Below are 22268 nucleotides of genomic sequence, written 5' to 3' on the forward strand. Positions count from 1 at the left end.
GCATCTTCATCTAAGCTGTAAAATTCCTGCCATTCTCCCCGTCTTACCTCTATCAGCACGATGGGAAAACAATATATCATGATTACATTGTGTACATATCTTACCTATTGTTATATTTCTTTCTAAAATACCTATTTCCTCTAGGGCAGATTTATTTGCTTCCCATAAATCCAGCATGTACTTATTATCTCCCTTGGAAATTACAAATTTACTGGGGTTTGTAAAATATTTGTTAAATTGATCAATCACAACCTGATCCACTTCATAGCAGCATTTTCCTATGGAAGGTCCTATAGCGACAACACAATCCTGTGGATCTGTGGAAAATTTCTCAATCATAGTTTTGATTACTTTTGAACCTATTTTAAGTACTGTTCCTTTCCATCCAGCATGGGCCAAAGCGATAACTTTCTTATTAGGATCTAAAAAAAATATAGGTACACAATCTGCATATAGTGTCACTAAAGCGATATTTCTCTCATTTGTGACGAGGGCATCAATTCCTTGTATATCACTATTTAATAGAATGCCTTTACCTCGATCTTCACTTCTCACAATTCTAATTCGATCACTATGAACTTGATCTGATAATACCAGATTCTCTACTGGAATATTTAAAGCATCACAGACAATTTTATAGTTTTCACGAACGTTTTCCACCGTATCGCCTGTTTTAAAGCTAAGGTTGAGGGAGGTATTATCCCCATCACTCACACCTCCTATTCTACTGGTAAAGCAATGGGTTACCAGACCAGACGCTTCGAAAGACGGTATTGTAAAATAAGATAAATTGTTATAATGGTTTATTTTGAGGCTATTAAACATCTTATCCTCTCCTCGATATAATATTTTTGTATTACTCTGGAATAAAGAATAGCAAGTTGTATCACAACTTGCCCCCTCTTTATCGAATATTCTACTTTTCATTCAATAGCTTTTTTAGTTCTTCCATAAATGTATTGATATCCTTAAACTGTCTATAAACAGAGGCAAATCGTACATAGGCTACTTCGTCTAAATCCTTTAAGCAGTTCATCACCAGTTCACCAATGTAGGTACTGGTAATTTCCTTTTCCATGGTGTTATGCATATCTCTTTCAACATCATCAATGATCGCTTCAATATGCTTCATGGATACAGGTCGCTTTTCACAGGCTCTAATGATGCCATTTAGAACTTTATTTCTATTATATGCCTCTCTGGTGCCGTCCTTCTTCACAACCATCAACGGTATTTCTTCTACCTTTTCATAAGTCGTAAACCTTTTTCTACATTTCCCGCATTCTCTTCTACGTCGAATTGCCTGTCCTTCTTCTGTAGGTCTTGAATCTACAACTTTCGTTTCGAAATATTCACAAAATGGACAATTCATCACCTAATCCTCCTGCAGCTTGATGTATTGGTCAAACCCACCAACACCTGGTGCTAATTAGATTATATTATACGAAATATGGTATGTCCACTTGCATTTTGAAAATCTTCTCATCCTTGTTAAAGTTCATCATGAAAAGCATCCTGTTCTTCTTTTGTTACAATTACATCATTGATCTCAACCAAAATAACATCCATACCTATTTTACGAATCTCATTCCAAGTAATATAGTAATCATGATCTTTTCCAAAGAAACCAAGGAACTTACCAGGTCCAGGAACAACCAGTGCATCTATACGTCCTTTTTCTAAATTGACTTCAATATCTGATATAAACCCCAATCTTCGCCCATCGACCATATTGATGATTTCTTTTTGGCGCAAATCAGTTGTACTAATCATAATTTCACCTACTTTCGTTTATTCATATACTTTTATATAAATATATATATAGGCTTGACTCATGTTATATGAATAAATCTGAATAAAAAAACAAAAGCAATATACTGCTTTTGTTTTATATGTACTTTCTCATATGTTTTAACGCTGTTTTTTCTAGTCTTGATACTTGAGCCTGAGATATTCCGATTTCATCAGCTACCTCCATTTGTGTACGTCCCTCAAAAAACCGCAATGTTAATATCAACTTTTCACGATCACTCAACTTTCTCAGCGCTTCTCTCAGCGCAATTCCTTCTAGCCAAACCTCATCTTCACTTTTTTCATCACTTACTTGATCCATCACAAAAATGGCATCACCACTATCATGATAGATAGGTTCAAACAGCGATATGGGATCTTGAATAGCATCTAAAGCAAATACAACTTCTTCCCGAGGAATATTTAACTCTTTTGCAATTTCAGACACGGTAGGTTCTTTAGAATTCTTATTGATTAACTGATCCCTTATTTGAAGTGCTTTGTAGGCTGTATCCCGTAAGGACCTGCTTACACGAATGGCATTGTTATCCCTTAGGTATCTTCTAATTTCGCCAATAATCATCGGTACTGCATAGGTTGAAAATTTAACATTTTGCGTTAAATCAAAATTATCTATTGCCTTTATTAATCCAATACATCCCACTTGAAATAAATCATCAACATGTTCACCACGATTGTTAAATCTTTGGATAACGCTCAGAACTAATCTTAAGTTGCCCTGAATGAATTTTTCTCTAGCTGACATATCGCCTTCGTGGATTTTTTTAAACAGCTGTCGCATTTCTGCATTGGTTAGTACAGGGAGTTTTGACGTATTCACACCACAAATTTCTACTTTGTTTATATGCATGACAATTCCTCCAGCTCTATGGATTATTGCCCCCCTACATTTTAAAATTATTGCCGTCAACCTTTTTGTTTATACCTGTTTTTTCATCCAAAAACTTTAAAAGCAGCCCTTAAGCTGCTATGTCATTCGATTGATTTCTTTTTTTAGCCTATATATGATTCTTTTCTCCAGTCTTGAAATATAGGATTGAGATATACCCAGCATATCCGCTACTTCCTTCTGCGTTTTTTCTTCACCATTATTTAATCCGAACCGTAGTTCCATAATTTTCTTTTCTCTTTTCGATAGCTTTTTCAAGGCAATTTCCAACAATTCTTTATCCACTTCTTCCTCTAGAAATTTATAGATCAGGTCATTATCCGTTCCTAATATGTCGGATAATAGCAACTCATTTCCATCCCAATCAATGTTCAAAGGTTCATCAAAAGAAATTTCAGCCTTTGCTTTACTGTTTCTTCTCAGGTACATAAGAATTTCATTTTCAATACATCTTGAGGCATATGTCGCTAATTTGATTTTTTTATCTGGATCAAAGGTATTTACTGCCTTTATAAGTCCAATAGTTCCAATAGATATTAAATCTTCAACACCTACGCCTGTATTCTCAAACTTCCTTGCTATATAAACAACCAACCTCAAATTTCTTTCAATAAGTATCGTTCTTACAGCACCATCATCTTGACTCAACCGGTCCACCAAAAACAATTCTTCATCTGGACTTAGGGGTGGTGGCAGTGCTTCGCTTCCACCTATGTAGAAAATTGTTTCTGGCTCTGAGAAACCTATGGCTTTAAGGATTTTTACCAGATATATTCTAAAGGATATTTTTAATCGTTTTAGCATGCTCATTATGATAACGCCTCCATTCGAGAAATGTTTTATGCTAATAAATCAGGATGTAATAGTGCATGATAATCTCCATCTGTAGATAGCTTTCTTGTATAAATCCCAATAATAATTTCCTTAATGCATTTTGAATGGTTGTTATCCTGCAGTTCAACGCAATCCGGTTTAAATCCAATTAGCATGCCATTGTCTTTGCCTAAGGATTTAAATGGGATCATCCTGAATCTGTTCATCCATTGTGAGGACTGAATGATTCCTGTAATTAAATCTAAATTAATATCTTTTGAGGAATTGTTAAACATCCCCTGAATATCTAAGGGTAGTAGGTCTTTAATCGCCTCATATTCCACAATTATTACCGGATACTTTGACAAAGGATCATGAAGAGAATTACCAGTATCGATCAATGCTTTGACTTGGCTTTTCTGATTTTCTATCTCAATACAAATGGGAACATATATCTTCTCTCTAGAAATTTTCACCTGTATATAATCCCAGCAATATTTGATTAGAATATAAGCGATGATCCCTGCATAGATAAGGAGTTTTGGGCTGAATGTATCAAAAACATTTCCTATATAAAAGACCCCATTGCTTAATAATCCCTGGAAAACTGTAAAATAAAACAAAGCAAAAGCCGCCCCACCAAACATGAATGATATAAGATAAAAGATACCTAATAATTTAAAAAAGTGTTTGAAGTGATAAGGCATAAACGTAACGACAATAATCAGCATGGAAACCACAACCTTCATGATCATGGAATACAAAAAAGTAAGAGATGGGAAAAAAACGACAAAGGCATAAATAGCACCTAGAGTCGCTCCGACCCATACTTTATGTTTAGGTACTTTCGTCTTGCTAAAATACGCTGTCAGATGTAGTATCAGCCAATTCATCAAAAGATTTTCAATAAAAAGATACTCTCCATAAACCTCTATCATATCCATTCCCCCGATAATGGAGATTCTTCTACTTGCTATACTTCTATTCAATTGTCCTATGCTTTATGTCTATTATATAAGAAGGTTATTTATTTTTTTGTCATTGTTTGAAGTCGAATGTATAAAAATCATTTCTATAAATTATCATAATACGACAAAAGTCCGTTTAGCTAGCTAAACGGACTTTGAGTTGCTCTATCCTATCTTTTTTTTCTTAAAAATGTTGGGATATCGAGGTCATCATTTTGTTGGATGATCTCTTCTTCTTTTATGTGTCCTTGACGGATTTCTTTCGCCGTCATAATATTCTTCGAAGCAGGTGCTTTGTGTTCGAATCCAGTGGCAATCACAGTGATTCTTATTTCATCCTTTAAATCTTCATCGATCACTGCACCAAAAATAATATTAGCATCAGGGTCTGCCGCTTGAGCAACCAATTCAGCTGCTTCGTTTACCTCAAACAGACCTAAGTTTGAACCACCTGTAATATTTAATAGAACACCTTTTGCACCTTCAATAGAAGTTTCTAGTAAAGGGCTATGTATTGCTTGTTTTGCTGCTTCGGTTGCTCTGTTTTCTCCACTCGCTCTACCAATACCCATGTGGGCTAATCCTTGTTCGAACATGATAGTTTTAACATCAGCAAAGTCGAGGTTTACTAGGCCTGGTACAGCAATCAAGTCTGATATGCCTTGGACACCCTGCCTTAAGACATCATCGGCCATTCTAAATGCATCCACAATAGATGTCTTCTTTTCAACCACTTGAAGCAGCCTATCATTTGGAATTGTAACCAGTGTATCAACTCTAGCCTTAAGCTCCTCAATGCCTTGCTCTGCATGCTGCATTCTTCTTTTTCCTTCAAATGTAAAGGGTTTTGTTACAACACCTACAGTCAGAATACCCATCTCTTTAGCTATCTCCGCCACGATAGGAGCAGCACCTGTTCCTGTGCCCCCGCCCATACCGGCAGTAACAAATACCATGTCAGCACCCTGCAAAGCTTGGTAGATATCATCTCTACTTTCTTCTGCTGCTTTTTTTCCAATCTCAGGGTTGGCTCCAGCACCTAATCCTTTAGACAATTTCTCACCAATTTGAATTCTATATTCTGCTTTTGAAGTAAAAAGCGCCTGTTTGTCCGTATTCACCGCGACAAACTGAACACCTTTCAATTGTGATTCAATCATTCTATTGACAGCGTTATTTCCACCGCCACCTACTCCTATAACTTTAATCTGGGCGAATTGCTCCATATCAACATCAAATTCTAACACAAAATTACCCCCTTCATACGGCTATGAAAATATTTAATAATTTAGATTTAGTCATTATAGCTATATCATTTTCATTTAACAAAATCCTTATGGTCTTACTGCATACAGCTATGAATTCATACATAAATGGTTTATTTATGTTAAATTTATACAAAATATACACTAGTTATTTAACACTATTACTAATTTCAACATACTTAGCAAATATCCTTTTTTCAGAAGAAAAAAAATTATTTTTTGCCGATTCTCTCAATTAAGTATCTCCTTATGATTGCAAAGTTTTGGAACAATCTTCCTCCAAATGCAAATATTGCAGCATAATACAACGGAACTCCTAATCGATCGCCTATATAGGCTAAAATACCTGCCAAGATGGCATTCCCAAAGAAGCCTGTGACAAAAATAGTTGAATTAAATCTATTTTCCATATGGGATCGAATCGCTCCAAATACAGAATCTAGAGCAGCCAATATCGCCACAGACATATAGAGGGAATATGAGGTTGGATAAGTGATTGGTAGATACAGGCCTAGAACAACACCAATAATTAGGCCGATAATTGCAATGATCAATCTTTTCACCTTCTTCTACGTAAATAAATATTGTTATAATATATTACAATAGATTTTATCTCATTATTGCTGATTCAAATCTTCAAGGGTTTTAGCATATATAAACTTTGTTATCTTATCATAACGAGGAATCATGACTTCCTCTCCCTTCTTAATAGAAACTTGAAGATTATAGGTATCTTTCATCTGCCATATAATACCAAAACGAATATTCAATGCTGCTTCGAGGGTATCTGGGTTTCCAATGGCCTTGATGATGAAGGGTGGAGAAGTAGGAACAGAATTTATGTTGACATTGTTACCTGCCAAATGAATTTCTGTATTCGATACGATCCTCTGGTCATTAATCGAAATAGCTTCAGCACCAGCATCATTTAACTTATTCATTAGGCTTAATAGCAAATCATAATTAATCATAATAACACTTAAATCTGAGGGATGATCAGGTCCTATAGGCGGATCATCCACAACAACCACCACGCCTTTTCCTTTTACTGCCCTCACTCCCGAAATCATTTTATATTTTTCTAGCTCAGCGCTTAAATTCTTCAACTGCCCATCTTCTTGCGATTCCTTATCCTCAATCTCCTTCATTCTTCTTTGAAGTAAATCCACCTGACCTAATAACTGCTGTTTATCTTCCTTCTCTTTCTTTAGATCCCTGGATATCTGCTGAAACTGCTGCGTAGACCCTCCCCAATCCAAATCACTTCCTTGCACATTTTTAAACTGTATAGACAATACCAGTCCAAGTATCAAACAGACAATTCCCACAGCCAGCTGCCCTTTCATTCTTTTCACACGATTTCCTCCTATTCTACAGGACTATAGCTAGGATTCCCCTCATGACTAATATCAATCACGCCCCTCGTAATCCCTTTTGAATCCAAATCCGCTAATATACCTTTCAACAGCTGCAGCTTATAGTCTAAATTCTCTCCTTCACCTATTTTACATGACAGGCCTTTTGAGAATCGTATCACCATATTCTTTTTATTCGTAACATTAATCTCTTTAATATCCTCATCTATATACTTCATGGCTTTTGCAAGAGAAAGTGCTTTTTCCAATTGCTCTTGATCAGAAACATGAAGTACTGACCCCTCCATAAAATTACTAAATTCTAGTCCATTTATGCTTTTTAATCCCGGTGTTTGAAGAGCAGATTTTAAAACTACACCCTCCTCGTCAATAATCAAGAAAGTTCCCATAAAGGGGACGACCGCTGCTTCCTTTCTTTCGCTGATCCGAACAATCAGCTTATTCGGTAGCTTTCTTTTTACCGATACTGTCTTAATATATGGGTTTGCTAGTACACTCGATGCTATGCTATCCAATTTTACTTTAAATATATTAAATCCCATTGTACTTTCAACGCTGGGCATGATTTCCTCTTTCGTAAGATTTTCATTACCATAAATCTCAATTCCTTGAACACTCAACAAGTCTGTTTTAAAGATAATAATAAATGTAACCGCGCATAGCAGCACCATAATCAATAAAATGATTCTTAATTTATTTTTTTTGGCACGACTATCTATTTTTGATCTATCGATATACATATATACCACCCTAATAGTTTGTCCAATCATGTTGTTAAAGTAAGAGCAGCTTATGCTGCATCTTATTTTATCTTATATATATTTGCTCCAAGCTGCTCCAACATCTTGTCAAATTGTTCATATCCTCTTTCGATATGCACAATATCTTCCACAGTGGTTATACCTTCAGCTATAAGTCCTGCAATCACTAATGCGGCACCACCCCTTAAATCTTTAGCAAAAACCCTGGCACCGGTTAACTTTTTTACCCCTTTAATCACAGCCACTCTGCCATCGATCTTTATTTTTGCTCCCATCCTTGTCAATTCATCTACATGTTTGTAACGATTTTCGAATATAGTTTCTGTAAAAAAGCTCGTTCCTCTTGCAACCGTCATCAGTGCCATGAATTGCGCCTGCATATCTGTTGGAAAACCAGGATAAGGAAGGGTTTTTACCGTATCCACCGCTCTTATTCTTTCAGGTGCCTTTAATTTCAACGTATCCCCTTTTTCCAGAATAAGACATCCGCACTCTTTTAGTTTAGAAATTATTGGATGAACATGACTGGCAATGGCATTTGTAACAAGAATATCTCCACCTGTAGCTGCACCAGCTGCTAAAATTGTACCTGTTACAATGCGATCAGGCATAATTCTATGCTCTGCCTCGCGCAATTCTTTTACACCTTCGATTATGATTTCACTGGTTCCAGCCCCATGAATTTTGGCTCCCATTTTTTGTAGAAAATCTTGTAAATCTACAATCTCCGGTTCTTTTGCCGCATTAATAATTCGCGTGGTTCCCTCAGCAAGAATAGCAGCAAGGATTGCATTTTCCGTGGCGCCGACACTCGGATAGTCTAAATGAATTTCACAGCCTTTTAAGCCGAGAACCTCACATTCTAAAAAACCATGGGCTTCTGTAATCTTGACACCTAAGGCTTCTAAGGCTTTGATATGAAGATCGATAGGTCTTGGGCCAATTTCACATCCGCCTGGATAACTTATCTTAATTTTACCACATCTCCCCAGTATCGGTCCCATTAAAAATATGGAAGATCTCATTTCTCGAACCAAACCTTCAGGTACCTCATAGGATGATAATGTACTTGTGTCAATCGTTATCACTGCATCTTCAAAACTAATTCTACACCCAATAGACCTTAGGATCTCAATCATTGTATGAACATCTTTTAGGTTAGGGCAGTCTGTCAGTATACTTACTTTTCCGCTCAGTACTGTAGCTGCAAGAATAGGCAACACTGCGTTTTTTGCACCACCAACCCGTATTTCGCCCTGTAATCTATTGCCACCGTGTATTACAAATTTGCTCACATATTCCACCTCCGAGAAGTCCTTAACATTTATGCAAATTATTTTATTGTAGCTTCTATCTCACTAAAAAACAAAACACAATATATTACTCATAATATGCATAATTTAAGGAGGTGTTACATGAGCTTGTTTTTCCAGCCTTATATCAGCATTCTATATAGATTATTCATTAATAAGCTTAAGAATGCTTGCATAAATTAACTCTGTAGCATTTTCCTTTGCTAGGGCTTTGCTCCTTACGGACATTTCCACTAGCCTTTGACGATCTCTTATAAATAGGTGTAATAGATCCACTATATTCTTATCATTTAAATCTTTTTCAAGCAATAATACTGCAGCCCCATTTTTCTCCAGCACCCGCCCATTATGTTCTTGATGATTGTTCGTTACATGAGGTGAAGGTATCAAAATAGAGGGTAAGCCCATAGCAGTAATCTCCGCTAAAGTGATTGCACCCGAACGGCTTATGATTAGATCTGAAGCGCCCATCAATTTGGGCATATCATGTACATAAGGCAGTATATTTAGATTTGCGCTATGGGATAAAGCCATATTTTTAAACTTTTCCATCATTTGATCATAATGCTTTTCACCAGTAATATGATAAAAGATTATTTCTTTTCGATCATTAAATCGCTTCATCACATCCAGCATTACTTCATTGATTTTTTCTGCACCTCTGCTCCCACCAAAGGATGTGACAACAATTTTATCCTCGGCAATTCCTAATTCATTTCGGAATACTTCTCGATCAAAATCAATGAATTCTTTACGGACTGGATTTCCAGTAGTAACAAGCTTGCTGCTATTTGAAAAATATCGACTGGATTCTTCGAAGCTGATCAGTATCTTATTTACAAACTTGCTGAGTATTTTATTGGTCACCCCAGGAATTACGTTTTGTTCATGGATCATAGTTTTAATATTCATTAAAGATGCGACAAAAACCACAGGACCACATACATAACCACCTGTTCCGATCACAATATCAGGCTTGAAGCTCTTAATAATGGATGCCGCTTCTTGAAGTCCCTTGAAAAGTTCTCCTACAGACTTGACTGTATCTAAAGAAATCTTTCTTCTAAACCCACTAACAGTGATAGTTTTTAATTGATACCCAGCCTTCGGAACCAAATCGCTTTCTAAACCCCGTTTTGTTCCAACAAATAGTATTTGGCTGTCCTTCATACCGCTTTGAATCTTATTCGCTATTGCAATTGCAGGATAGATGTGCCCACCTGTTCCTCCACCTGTAATGAGTACCTTCATTTTTTCAGCTCCTATCTAAATTCGCATACCTTGAGATATTTAACATTACCCCTATGGCTGTCATGAAAATCGCCAATGAAGTTCCACCCCAACTGATAAATGGAAGAGGTATCCCTGTAACAGGCATGGAGGACGTTGCGACAGCGATATTGATAATCACCTGTACAGCAACCATGGCTGTAATACCAGTTGCAATAAGACAACTGAAAAGATCAGGTGCATTAATGGCAATTCGAACACCCCTCCAAATAAGCAGTAAATAAAGGATAATTACTGCCACACAGCCAATAAATCCTAGTTCTTCCCCGATGATAGCAAAAATAAAATCATTCTGTGGTTCAGGAATATAAAGATATTTCTGAATGCTTTTTCCAAGCCCTACGCCAAATAATCCCCCTGAGCCTAAGGCAAGAAGGGACTGTATTACTTGGTACCCTGTATCCCGGGCATCTGCAAAGGGATCAAGGAAACCTGTTAATCTTCGCATCCTGTAAGGCTCAGCTAAAATCATTACCACAAGCAGCCCTACTCCGCCTCCACCCATAAACGCTAAATGCCCCCATCTCATGCCTGTCACAAACATCATGGAAACGATAATTGCAGAAATCGTAACTGCTGTACTTAGGTTGGGTTGGAGGATAATTAATCCAAAGTAAAGACCGATAATTCCCAAATAAGGAACTACACCCTTTAAAAAATTTTTAATTTTCTCAGGCCTATTGGATAAAGATGCCGCAACAAAGAAAATTGAACATATTTTTGCAATTTCAGAAGGCATTACTGTAAACCCCCCGACACCTAACCATCGTTTTGCACCATTATACTCAATTCCAAGGGGGGTTAAGACCAAAATCAATAATACAAGACTCAGAATAAATCCCAACGGCGCAATCTTCTTATATCGCCAATAATCGAAATTCATTGTTGCCAGCATACCACAAAGACCTACCACTGCCCAAAGCAAATCTCTTTTGAGAAAGTGATATCCATCTCCTAATCTGAAGTAAGCATAGGCATAGCTTGCACTGAATACCATGATTATCCCTATTACAACAAGTATGAGTACTGTGATCATTAGGGTAAAATCACTGGGTTTCCGTTTGGTCATTATAGCGACCTCCTCAAACTTTCTACACAATCTTTAAAATGTTCTCCCCGATGTTCATAGCTCTTATACATATCCCAGCTTGCACAGGCTGGAGACAAAAGTACTGTATCTCCGTTGACTGCCAGTTTGTATGCCTGTTCAACCGCTTCTTCCATATTTTTTACCATGATACTATTATTAAAGCTGAGCTTTTCTCCTGTCATTCGTATTTTGCTTGCCGTCTCACCTAGTAAAATCATATATTTTACCTTGCCTTCAAAGGCCTGGATCAATTCTTCAAACTCACTACCCTTATCCATTCCTCCCGCAATCAAAATAATAGGCGTTTCCATTCCTTTTATTGCTGCGATAGAGGCATCTGGATTTGTACCTTTTGAATCGTTGATAAATCGAATTCCCTGAATCTCAGCAATAATTTCCGTTCGATGCTCAACACCTTTGAACTCCTTAAGCGTTCTGGCAATGATTTGAATATCAATACCACCCCAGTATGCAATGGCAGTAGCAGCTAGGGCATTTTCCAGATTATGGTTTCCTGGAATATTCAATTCCTTCGCACTACATACAACGGCATAGTTTTTTCCTTCTTCTTTCACAACAATATTACCATTTACCAAAAATGCACCTTCATCAAGATCATGCTTGCGGCTGAAGAAAATCACCTGTGACTTTGTCCGACCAGCCAAAGCGCATGTTTCTTCATTATCTGCATTTAACACAACGAAATCGGTTGTCTCCTGATTTTTAAAGATATTTGCCTTAGCTGCAATATAATTCTCCATTGTCTTATGTCTATTTAAATGATCAGGAGTGATGTTCAGTATTGCTGCGATATGGGGCTTAAAGTCTATGATGCTTTCCAACTGAAAACTGCTCACTTCTGTCACCATTACTGCTTCTTTAGTTGCTTCTAGAGACTTTGATATAGCTGCAACCCCAATGTTGCCAACTACATAGGTTTCTTTTTGTGCATTTTTGAATATCTCGCCAGTTAATGCCGTCGTTGTGGTTTTTCCGTTCGTACCTGTAATGGCAATGAATTTTCCTATACATAGTCGATAGGCCAGTTCTAACTCACCAATTACAAGAATGCCATTCTCCCTTGCTTTGCTGATGAATGGCAAATCTGTTGGCACACCAGGACTTAGCACAAGAATATCAAACTGGCTTACATCTTCTGGATGCCCTCCGAGAATATAACTTACGTCGTTTCCACTTAAAGCATTTATGATTTCATGCAACTGTTCTTCATTTTTAACATCATTTACAGTAACCTTTGCACCCTGTTGAATGAGTGTGTTTACCGTTGGTATTCCTGAAGTAGCCAATCCTACAACTAGAACGCTTTTTCCTCTTATTATCATCAGATGCACCTGCTTTCATCTATATAATGTTTTTCCTAATTTAATCCAAAAAGTCCTACAATGCATAGTAAAAGTGTAACAGACCAAAAAACAACAACTACCTTCGTTTCCTTCCAACCAGATAACTCAAAGTGATGATGTAATGGACTCATCTTAAAAATCCGCTTTCCAGTTAATTTAAATGAAGCTACCTGCATCATTACGGAAAGCGCTTCAGCAAAATAAATGCCTCCGACAATTGGAATAAATAAAGTCAGATTCATCAAAATCGCTATGGTTGCAATCGCGCCTCCCAACGCCATTGATCCTGTATCTCCCATAAAAACCTTGGCTGGATGAGCATTAAACCTGAGAAAACCTAGGCAAGCACCTGTCAACGCACCACAAAATACAGCTATGCTTGGATATCCCCAGTTCATGGCAACAAGGCTAAAAAAAGAAGAAATAATGAGGGTAACACCTGCCGCCAGGCCATCTAATCCATCGGTTAGATTCACACCATTTGCTGTAGCTACTACAACAAATGCAATAAAAGGAACATAGAGCAGCCCTAAATCCAAATATTTTCCCGCTCCCTCCACAAAAGGTATTAAAATCTTTGTACCCGAAATGGATGCGTTGGCTTGGTATAATGCGATGAGCACTGCCACCACAATTTGCCCCAATAATTTTTGATACGCTCTCAAACCTAAATTTCGCTTTAATACAACTTTAATAAAATCATCGACAAATCCTATAAGTCCAAAACCAATTGTTGCAAATAAAATCATATATAAGTCTTTGTTTAACATTCCTGAAGTCAGGGCTGTGATCGAAATCGCTGCAATCATGATCAGGCCACCCATAGTCGGCGTTCCAGATTTGGACATATGAGATTTTGGCCCCTCGTCTCGTATGCTTTGCCCAACCTTTAATCTATGTAACAATGGAATTGCGATTGGTCCTAGAATCAATGTTATAAAAAATGCAATAACGATTGTTACCACAAGCTGTGAATACTGTATCATTTACTTAACTCCTCTCTTGTATATACTCAACGATCTCTTCCATTTTCATTCCGCGAGATCCTTTGATAAGGACAGCATCTCCATGCTTTAATATCCCTTTTAGTATTTCTATGGCTTCATGATTATCTTGACATAGGAAAATCTGTTCCTCATTGAATCCATGTTCTTTTGCACCCTTGGCAATATGCTGTGCACTACTTCCTACAGTCACTAGCATATCGATCTTTTGTCTATTCATGATTTCAGCACCCACTTGATAATGCCCTCTTTCAGTATATTCACCCATTTCCAGCATATCGCCCAGGCAGGCAATTTTTCTATTGGCAATCATTTTATCTAATACTGAGATGGCAGATACCATAGAATCAGGGCTTGCGTTGTAAGCATCATTGATTATCTTAATACCTTCTTTTGTCATCATGATGTTCAAACGCATCTTGCTTCCGCCAAATTCCTCCAGGGCCTCTTGTATGAAGCTCATCTCCACATCCATTTCAACACCAATAGCAATTGCCATCAAAGCATTATAGATATTGTGTTTCCCAGGCACCTTGAGCTTAAAAGAGTAATTCCGGGATCCAATCCATAGATCAAACTGACTTCCATATTCGCCTAGATCTTGAATATTTTCAGCAATATAATTATACCTTCCATACACTCCAATGTAAATTATATTAAACTCAAATTCTTTTTGCTGTAGCTTAGCCAAATATGCATCATCACCATTGACAATCAATCGGCTACCTTTCTGAAAATAGTTGGTAATCTCCATTTTTGCCTTCATAATATTTTCTTGAGACCCTAAGTGCTCAATATGAGATAAACCAATATTACTAATTACAGCAATCTTAGGGCGTACTAGTTCTGCTAGTAAATCAATTTCACCAAAACCACTCATCCCCATTTCAAAAACAGCAACCTCATGGTCTTTCTCCATCTGAAACATTGTCAATGGAAGACCAATGTGGTTATTAAAATTCCCTTGATTTCTTAGCACATTATACTTTTTTGATAATACAGCATAAATCATATCCTTGGTTGAAGTCTTTCCAGTACTACCCGTTACCCCAATAACAGGAATATCAAATTTACTCATATAGTATTTTGCTAAGATATGCATTGCCTTCAGTGTATCATCTACGAGAATAACACATTGTTCTTCATCTATAGTCTCAGCTTCATATTTTGATCTATCGCATAGAATACCCCCAGCACCATGCAGAAGCACCTCACCTATGAAGCTATGTCCATCAAAACGCTCGCCCACCAATGGAATAAATAATTCTCCGCTTTTTACTTTCCTTGAATCTATTGTGACACCATGAATCAACGCTTCTTGATCACCTTTTATTAACTCACCCTTTGTTGCTTGAACAATTTCTTTCACTGTTAGAGCGGCCATTATACTTCCTCCCTCAGTATCTCCTGCGCTATTTTTTTATCATCAAAGTCAATTACTGTATTTCCTAAAATCTGATATGTCTCATGTCCTTTTCCTGCGATAAGAACAATATCATTCTCCTTACTTATACGAACTGCTTCTCTTATGGCTTCTTTTCTATCTAGTATCATTTTATATTTACATTGTGTTCTTTTTATTCCTATTTCTATATCATTTAAAATGGATTGCGGTTCCTCTGTTCTTGGATTGTCGCTAGTAATTACACAGTAATCTGAAAGGTTTCCAGCAATTTCACCCATCATAGGTCTCTTCGTCTTATCCCGATCTCCACCGCATCCAAATACAGTGATAATCTTACCTGCAGCAAACCCCTGTATTGTTTTTAAAACATTTTCAAGTGCATCTGGCGTGTGGGCGTAGTCAACGACAATAGTATGATCGCCTGTGTTAGGGACTAATTCAAATCTTCCAGAAACACCATGAAAAGATTCTATTCCCTCTTTTATCTGATCAAAGCTAAAGTCTAACGCATAACATACGCCAATAGCAGCTAAAGCATTATATACCGAAAACATCCCCGGTGTCTTTATTTTAACTTCTCCACTAAATTTCGGTGTAACCAATGTAAATATAGTTCCCTTAGATGATGTTTGTATATTTTCAGCATAAATATCCGCTTGCTTATTCACACCATATCGAATCAGATTCGTACTTAATCTTTTAATCTCCTCTGCTATTTCATTTCCATAAGGATCATCAATATTAATAATGTTCGCTACGGTGGTTTGATAAAACAGCATTGTTTTCGCTCTTTTATAATTTTCAGTGCTTCCATGGAAATCCATATGATCAGGTGTCAAGTTTGTAAACACTCCGATTTGAAAGCCTACATCGGCTACACGACCAAGTTCTAAGGAATGGGATGATACCTCCATTGTGCAAGTATTCACCTCATTTATAAGCATTTCATGAAAAAGTCTATGTAACTCTAAAGATTCAGGTGTAGTGTTGCTGGCTTTATACTCCTTATCTAGAATTTTATACGAAAGAGTACCGATCAATCCACTATTCACACGATTTGTTTCTAATATTTGCTTGATTAAATGAGTCGTTGTGGTTTTCCCATTGGTTCCCGTAACGCCAATGATACGCATATGATCAGATGGATTTCCATAAAAGTTTGCTCCCATTCTTGACAGGGCTTTTCTTCCATTTTTCACTTTTATAACGGCGATATTAGGAGCTACTTCCACATCTTTCTCAACCACGAGAACCTTTGCCCCCTTTTCTATTGCCTGGGGAATATACTGATGTCCGTCGGTTTTCAAACCCTCTATACATACAAAAGCATAGCCTTGATCGGCCTTTCTTGAATCATAGGCAATTCCATTAATCTCTATTGTCTTTTCTCCGACGAAATCGATGATATCCAGATTCTTCATAACATCTATTAGTTTCATGCGCTCTCTCCTTACTTATTTTTCTTTATTACGTATTATAGACTATCCGGTAAAATCGTAAACAAACCCATTAAAAGGCAACTTAAAACAAAGTGATATTACTCTGTTCAAGTTGCCCTTATCATGCTTTTGTTTCATTATAGCATATTTTCTAGATAAATTATCTTATAGACATTTTTTCTCATATCACATATTCCCACTATTGATTTATTCACCATCATTTTTTAGATATAAAATTATAATGGATTTTTCAGGTACCTTAGCCCCTGGTTTTGGAAACTGATCTACTACTAGAACTTTAGGATCTTCAACAGTAGCTGGTTCTGTATCCAATTGAAGACCTTGATTTATCAGCACTTTTGATGCATCCTGCAGTGATAGGTTTCTTACTTCAGGCACCACGATCTCTTGCTTTGCATAGGTTTCGGCTTCCTTTTCATTGTATTTCGGCTCCACATCTAAGTAACGTAGACTGTCTTGTAAAATATCATGAACTGCTGGTGCAGCAGTTAAGCTCCCAAAATGAACACCTTGAGGCTCATCAACAACGACAAGCACTGCAAGCTTCGGGTCATCTATGGGCGCTAATGCCACAAAGGATGAATACACCTTTCCTTTGGCATATCTACCATTTTCAATTTTATCCGCAGTACCCGTTTTCCCACCAATTCGATAACCTGGGATATAAGCGCTCTTTCCTGAGCCTTCTGTTACAACAGTTTCCATGATAAGTCTTAATTCGTTGGCAGTTTTTTCTGATAGTACCTGACGTATCATTTTCGGCTCGAATCGATGAATCACATTACCTGTATTATCCACCAATTCTTTTACGATTCTAGGTTTCATTAGTTTTCCATCATTTCCAATGGCCGATATAGCATTGATTAGCTGCATAGGAGTCACAGAGATACCATGACCGAAAGAGATTGTGGCTAATTCAACGGGTCCGACATTTCCTTGATTTTGAACAATAGAACCACCTTCTCCAGGCAAATCAATACCTGTCAATTTTGTAAATCCAAATGCTTCTATGTATTTATAGTATTTTTCAACACCTAATCGCTGACCTACTTCAATAAATACAGGGTTGCATGAATTCTGTACCCCCTGCGTAAAGGTTTGAGCTCCATGGGGATTATAATAACGCCAACACCTTATTTTTTGCCCTGCCACAGTAATAGATCCAGAACAGTAAAAGGGTGAGTTTGGTTCTATCACGCCTTCTTCTAAACCGGCCGCTGATGTAATTAACTTGAACGTCGATCCTGGCTCATAAGTATCACTAATGATAGGATTCCTCCACATTTCATTCCAAAGCTTTTGTTTGCCTTTTGTATCTAAGACTTCGTACTCTCTTTTTGCACCTTCAGCAATTGGAGTACGAGGATCATTGGGATCAAAGTCAGGTTTACTAGCCATTGCCAAAATGTCGCCTGTTTTGGGATCCATGACAATAGCCATGACCTTTTTGGCCTGTGTTTGGGCAACAGTAGCGTCTACAGCTTTTTCAACAAAGTGTTGTATTGTCTCATCCATGGTTAAAACAACATTCAAGCCATCTTCAGGCTCATAATACTTTTCTGTACCATAGGGCAATTGCCTTCCTACCGCATCCGTGTTTTTAATCCATCTGCCAGGAAGCCCACTAAGGTATTTGTCGTATTCCAGTTCAATCCCTACAAGCCCTCTGTTGTCATCAGTGGTATGCCCAAGAATATGTGCTGCAAAATTTCCAAAAGGATAATACCGCCGATTGTCTTCAGCGACCCAAATTCCCGCAAGTTTTGCTTTTCTTATGGCATCGGCCTTCTCTTTGTCAATCCATTTTTCAACCTTGATCAAACCAACATTTTTTTTCAAAACTTTATCCTTTATTTCATTTTCATCCTTCTCTAGAATGCTGGCCAATTCTTTTGTAATCTCTTCGCCTTTTTCAGAAGCGAGAATTTCGGCAGGTCTAGCCCAGACAGTGTTTGTGCTGGCACTAATTGCTAGTTCCTTCCCATTGCGATCATATATGATTCCTCTCTTGGCTGGAATAGGTATATCCCTTGTCTGCTGTACATGCGCCAATCGACGATAGTTTTCTCCTTTAACTATTTGTATCCATCCGATTCTGAAAATTAACAGAAACAATACGATACTTGTTGTAAATAAAAGTACAATTAATCTTTTCTTATGAACGATATTGGGTGACGACAATTTTGTTGCCTCCTCTACGTTTGAATCTAGACATCAATCCAATAGGGAGTAAATCTTATGGAAAGTATCTTTTACTCCTGATATTATGCTATAATCTCTCTCATCTGCATTTTTTCCCATTTCTTCCTTCGTTTCTTGTGCACCTGTATCGGTGGAATTATCTATGTTTAGAAATACCATTTGATTTTTTGTAGGATACTGCATTCCCAGTTCCGCGATTGCTCTTTCCTCAACGATCGTACTCTTTTTAAAAGTCTCTGCCTGTACTCTATAATTCTCAATCTGACCTTCCAACTGCTTAATCTCTGTTTCTAAAGCGTGTACTCTATATTTTGTCTCTGTAAGTGATACATAACCTAAGAGGATAGCTACACAAAGACTAGCCACCATAACAACGCTGAAGATAATTTGAAGTTTATGGGCGGCCCTCATTGCCTGGCGTTTTTGCGATGCTGAGGGTTGTTTCTTTATCTGTTCTTTTTGAGCATCTTCCAATGCGTAGTACTCGTGTTTTCTTTGTGCTACTACCAAATTTATTCACTCCTTTTTTTATTTAGAACCCTAAACTTTCTCGGCTATCCTTAGCTTCGCACTTCGGGATCTAGGATTGATTTCCAGTTCATTTTCAGACGGTAAAATAGGCTTTCGTGTAATTACTTTTAAAGATGCATGCCCATTACATTTACATATTGGATATTCAGGTGGACATTTGCATGCTGTGCTTAAATCTCTAAATGTATTCTTCACAATTCTATCCTCTAATGAATGGAAGGTAATGATGCATATTCTACCTCCCACGTTTAGACGTTCTGTGATGTCATGAATGGTTTGCTGTAAAATCCCTAACTCATTATTTACCTCAATCCGAATGGCTTGGAAGGTTCGCTTAGCTGGATGAGGTCCTTCTCGCCTCGCCGCAGCAGGTATGGCTTTCTTAATCACTTCTACCAATTCTCCAGTGGTTTCAATGGGTTTACTACTTCGTTCCTTTATAATAAAGCCAGCAATTCTCTTCGCCCACTTTTCTTCGCCATATTCATAGATAATACGCGTAAGTTCTTCTTCATCATATTCATTGACGATATTTCTTGCACTAAAATTTTGAGAAATATCCATCCTCATATCTAAAGGTGCATCCTGCATATAAGAAAAACCTCTGCTGCTTTCGTCTAACTGATAGGAGGATACCCCTATATCTAATATAATGCCATCAATCTTAGGAATCTCTAATTTATCTAGTACTTCTTTTATTTTTGAAAAATTGCTATGGATCAAATACTTTTTATTCTTATACTTTTGGAGCCTCTCCGAAGAAACATTCAATGCTTCCTGATCTTGGTCAATACCAATAAACGTACCGCTGACATCCAGTTGTTCACAAATTTCCGATGCATGTCCGGCGCCTCCTAGGGTTCCATCCACATATACACCATTTTGCTTTATGTTTAATCCTTCTACTGTTTCATGAAGTAAAACAGAAACATGTTCAAAGCTCACAAAACCACCTACTTTCGCATCATTATTGCTAGTCTTTCCAGTAGTGAGATCAATTATTTAGATTCCTAATTGCGCCATCTTTTCCGCAATGTCATCATAGCTAAGGTCAGCTGCTTCATTATAGCGATCCCATTCTTCCCTACTCCAAATTTCTACCCTGGTCGAAACTCCGATTAGTATTGTATCTTTATCTAGTTTTGCATGTTCTCTAAGATTCGGTGGTATTGTAATCCTACCTTGCTTGTCCAATTCACATTCGGTTGCTCCAGATAAAAACAATCTTACAAATGCCCTTGCATCCCTGCTGGTAAGAGGCAGTTGTTTTAGTTTGTTGTCAAAGTTCTTCCACTCGTTTTCAGGGTACACAAACAAACAGTTGTCCAGTCCCTTCGTCACAATAAACTTTTCACCAAGCTCATCGCGAAATTTTGAAGGAATAATGACCCTGCCCTTTACATCAATGGTATGAAGATATTCACCTATAAACATATCATCCTCACCCCATCTTAGGGATTATCCACCACTTCCCACCACTTTCTCCCACTTTTAATTAATTTCTGCAACGTTTTTGAAATTCCTTCTTTTGAAACGCACTTTTTCATCTTTTTTTCTAGGCCTTTGGTACCAAAAAAGGACGCAAAAAAACCTTTAGGTCTATAGACCTAAAGGTTTTTAATAAAAGTTCCTAATAATTCTCTTTATAAAACGCCGCAATCAATTCATCTAATTCAACACTTATGCTATAAATAACATCATAATTATCCCCATTAGCAATAACTGTATTGAGTTTTTGTCTCAATTCCTCGATATTATATTTTAACATATCCACACCCCATTACATAATAAAGGTTTGTGGTAGATAGTGGTGGTATTAATATAATAATATAATTGGATAAACTTGTCAATGACGTTAATTGACATTTTTATTACAATTATATTACATTAATACATTTTTTCTATCTCTTTCGAAGAAATTCTTGATAATTTTTAGAAAATTTCGACTACATTTCGTGCTTGTCTAGCTATTATTCGACATGTTTCCGTTTTCTCTTCATAAACAAAATATAACCAAATACGACAATTGTAGTTAAACTGACCAGCTGGGCAGTTCTAAAGGGTCCAATCATTAAGCTATCTGTCCGTAATCCCTCGATAAAAAATCTTGCAACAGAATAAAGGATCCCATATAACAACAATAACTCTCCTTGAAACTTTTTCCTTCGATCATACCACAATAAAAAGACACATACCATAAAGTTCCACAAGGACTCATATAAGAATGTAGGGTGTACTTTCGTACCATCTACCACAATTCCCCAAGGAAGATCCGTTGGTCCACCATATGCCTCTTGATTCACATAGTTTCCCCATCGACCAATGGCCTGACCTAGAATAATGCTGGGTGCAACAATATCCGCTATTTTCCAGAATTCAAGCTTGTGATATTTACAAAAGAAATATCCTACGATTATCCCGGCAATCACACCACCGTGAATGGCCAGGCCACCTTCTCGTATGTTTATCATTCTAAAAAAATCGCCTTGATAATAGCTCCAATTGAAAATTACATAGTACAAACGGGCACCGATGATGGCACTTGGCACGGTGATCAGTACCAAATCAAGAATCCTTTCTTCATTTATATTTTCCTTTTTAGCCCTGTGTATAGCTAAAAGGGTAGCCAGTACGATGCCAAGGGAAATTAATATACCATACCATCGTATGGATAAACCGAATAATTCAAATGCCACAGGATCCATATTGCGCACCTCCATAAAAT

The 22268-nt window shown here is 37.3% G+C and carries 23 protein-coding genes; all 23 read right to left on the bottom strand.

Going from position 1 to position 22268, the window contains the following annotated elements; all coding sequences use genetic code 11:
* Positions 1-6: 6 nt before the first annotated feature.
* Positions 7-825, bottom strand: coding sequence for a peptidoglycan editing factor PgeF (gene pgeF, locus HNQ80_RS15115; RefSeq protein ID WP_184311514.1), 819 nt, complete (start codon positions 823-825; stop codon positions 7-9).
* A 91-nt stretch (positions 826-916) separates the two neighbouring features.
* Positions 917-1372, bottom strand: a complete 456-nt coding sequence (gene nrdR / locus HNQ80_RS15120) for a transcriptional regulator NrdR (protein ID WP_184311515.1) — start codon at positions 1370-1372, stop codon at positions 917-919.
* Between the two features lie 119 nt (positions 1373-1491).
* Positions 1492-1773 carry a YlmC/YmxH family sporulation protein gene (locus HNQ80_RS15125; protein ID WP_184311516.1) on the bottom strand — a complete coding sequence of 94 codons (282 nt, stop codon included), beginning with the start codon at positions 1771-1773 and terminating at the stop codon, positions 1492-1494.
* Between the two features lie 115 nt (positions 1774-1888).
* Positions 1889-2662, bottom strand: coding sequence for an RNA polymerase sporulation sigma factor SigG (sigG, locus tag HNQ80_RS15130; RefSeq protein ID WP_184311517.1), 774 nt, complete (start codon positions 2660-2662; stop codon positions 1889-1891).
* Positions 2663-2779: 117 nt separating this feature from the next.
* On the bottom strand, positions 2780-3511 hold the full coding sequence (sigE, locus tag HNQ80_RS15135) for an RNA polymerase sporulation sigma factor SigE (RefSeq protein WP_184311518.1): 732 nt from the start codon (positions 3509-3511) through the stop codon (positions 2780-2782).
* 29 nt (positions 3512-3540) lie between these two features.
* Complete coding sequence (gene spoIIGA / locus HNQ80_RS15140) at positions 3541-4458, bottom strand: sigma-E processing peptidase SpoIIGA (RefSeq protein ID WP_243183302.1); 918 nt, start codon at positions 4456-4458, stop codon at positions 3541-3543.
* A gap of 194 nt (positions 4459-4652) precedes the next feature.
* Positions 4653-5729: a cell division protein FtsZ gene (ftsZ, locus tag HNQ80_RS15145; protein WP_184311519.1), complete on the bottom strand. Its 1077-nt coding sequence runs from the start codon at positions 5727-5729 to the stop codon at positions 4653-4655.
* Between the two features lie 230 nt (positions 5730-5959).
* A complete protein-coding gene (locus tag HNQ80_RS15150) occupies positions 5960-6310 on the bottom strand; it encodes a small basic family protein (RefSeq protein WP_456298213.1) in 351 nt (116 codons plus the stop codon).
* 54 nt (positions 6311-6364) lie between these two features.
* Entirely contained in the window at positions 6365-7093 is a 729-nt protein-coding gene (locus tag HNQ80_RS15155; RefSeq protein WP_207727037.1) for a DUF881 domain-containing protein, read from the bottom strand.
* Positions 7094-7113: 20 nt separating this feature from the next.
* Positions 7114-7863 carry a cell division protein FtsQ/DivIB gene (locus HNQ80_RS15160; protein ID WP_184311522.1) on the bottom strand — a complete coding sequence of 250 codons (750 nt, stop codon included), beginning with the start codon at positions 7861-7863 and terminating at the stop codon, positions 7114-7116.
* A gap of 62 nt (positions 7864-7925) precedes the next feature.
* Positions 7926-9179, bottom strand: a complete 1254-nt coding sequence (gene murA / locus HNQ80_RS15165) for a UDP-N-acetylglucosamine 1-carboxyvinyltransferase (protein WP_184311523.1) — start codon at positions 9177-9179, stop codon at positions 7926-7928.
* A 162-nt stretch (positions 9180-9341) separates the two neighbouring features.
* Positions 9342-10448, bottom strand: coding sequence for an undecaprenyldiphospho-muramoylpentapeptide beta-N-acetylglucosaminyltransferase (gene murG, locus HNQ80_RS15170; protein WP_184311524.1), 1107 nt, complete (start codon positions 10446-10448; stop codon positions 9342-9344).
* Positions 10449-10452: 4 nt separating this feature from the next.
* A complete protein-coding gene (spoVE, locus tag HNQ80_RS15175; protein ID WP_184311525.1) occupies positions 10453-11556 on the bottom strand; it encodes a stage V sporulation protein E in 1104 nt (367 codons plus the stop codon).
* Entirely contained in the window at positions 11556-12920 is a 1365-nt protein-coding gene (gene murD / locus HNQ80_RS15180) for a UDP-N-acetylmuramoyl-L-alanine--D-glutamate ligase (RefSeq protein WP_184311526.1), read from the bottom strand. The genes spoVE and murD overlap by 1 nt, the downstream gene beginning before the upstream one ends.
* Before the next feature lie 35 nt (positions 12921-12955).
* On the bottom strand, positions 12956-13927 hold the full coding sequence (gene mraY, locus HNQ80_RS15185; RefSeq protein WP_184311527.1) for a phospho-N-acetylmuramoyl-pentapeptide-transferase: 972 nt from the start codon (positions 13925-13927) through the stop codon (positions 12956-12958).
* Between the two features lie 4 nt (positions 13928-13931).
* Positions 13932-15329, bottom strand: coding sequence for a UDP-N-acetylmuramoyl-tripeptide--D-alanyl-D-alanine ligase (locus HNQ80_RS15190; RefSeq protein ID WP_184311528.1), 1398 nt, complete (start codon positions 15327-15329; stop codon positions 13932-13934).
* Entirely contained in the window at positions 15329-16789 is a 1461-nt protein-coding gene (locus tag HNQ80_RS15195; protein ID WP_184311529.1) for a UDP-N-acetylmuramoyl-L-alanyl-D-glutamate--2,6-diaminopimelate ligase, read from the bottom strand. The genes HNQ80_RS15190 and HNQ80_RS15195 overlap by 1 nt, the downstream gene beginning before the upstream one ends.
* 207 nt (positions 16790-16996) lie before the next feature.
* Complete coding sequence (locus HNQ80_RS15200) at positions 16997-18991, bottom strand: stage V sporulation protein D (RefSeq protein WP_184311530.1); 1995 nt, start codon at positions 18989-18991, stop codon at positions 16997-16999.
* Positions 18992-19024: 33 nt separating this feature from the next.
* Positions 19025-19522 carry a cell division protein FtsL gene (locus HNQ80_RS15205; RefSeq protein WP_184311531.1) on the bottom strand — a complete coding sequence of 166 codons (498 nt, stop codon included), beginning with the start codon at positions 19520-19522 and terminating at the stop codon, positions 19025-19027.
* A gap of 30 nt (positions 19523-19552) precedes the next feature.
* Positions 19553-20488, bottom strand: coding sequence for a 16S rRNA (cytosine(1402)-N(4))-methyltransferase RsmH (gene rsmH / locus HNQ80_RS15210; protein WP_184311532.1), 936 nt, complete (start codon positions 20486-20488; stop codon positions 19553-19555).
* A gap of 57 nt (positions 20489-20545) precedes the next feature.
* The gene (mraZ, locus tag HNQ80_RS15215) at positions 20546-20977 is read right to left on the bottom strand and encodes a division/cell wall cluster transcriptional repressor MraZ (RefSeq protein WP_184311533.1); all 432 of its coding nucleotides are present in this window, start codon (positions 20975-20977) and stop codon (positions 20546-20548) included.
* 196 nt (positions 20978-21173) lie between these two features.
* Positions 21174-21311: an aspartyl-phosphate phosphatase Spo0E family protein gene (locus tag HNQ80_RS15220; RefSeq protein WP_184311534.1), complete on the bottom strand. Its 138-nt coding sequence runs from the start codon at positions 21309-21311 to the stop codon at positions 21174-21176.
* 202 nt (positions 21312-21513) lie between these two features.
* On the bottom strand, positions 21514-22263 hold the full coding sequence (gene lgt, locus HNQ80_RS15225; protein WP_279289001.1) for a prolipoprotein diacylglyceryl transferase: 750 nt from the start codon (positions 22261-22263) through the stop codon (positions 21514-21516).
* Positions 22264-22268 lie beyond the last annotated feature (5 nt).

The sequence above is a fragment of the Anaerosolibacter carboniphilus genome, from assembly GCF_014205875.1.
Classification (GTDB): Bacteria; Bacillota; Clostridia; order Peptostreptococcales; family Thermotaleaceae; genus Anaerosolibacter; species Anaerosolibacter carboniphilus.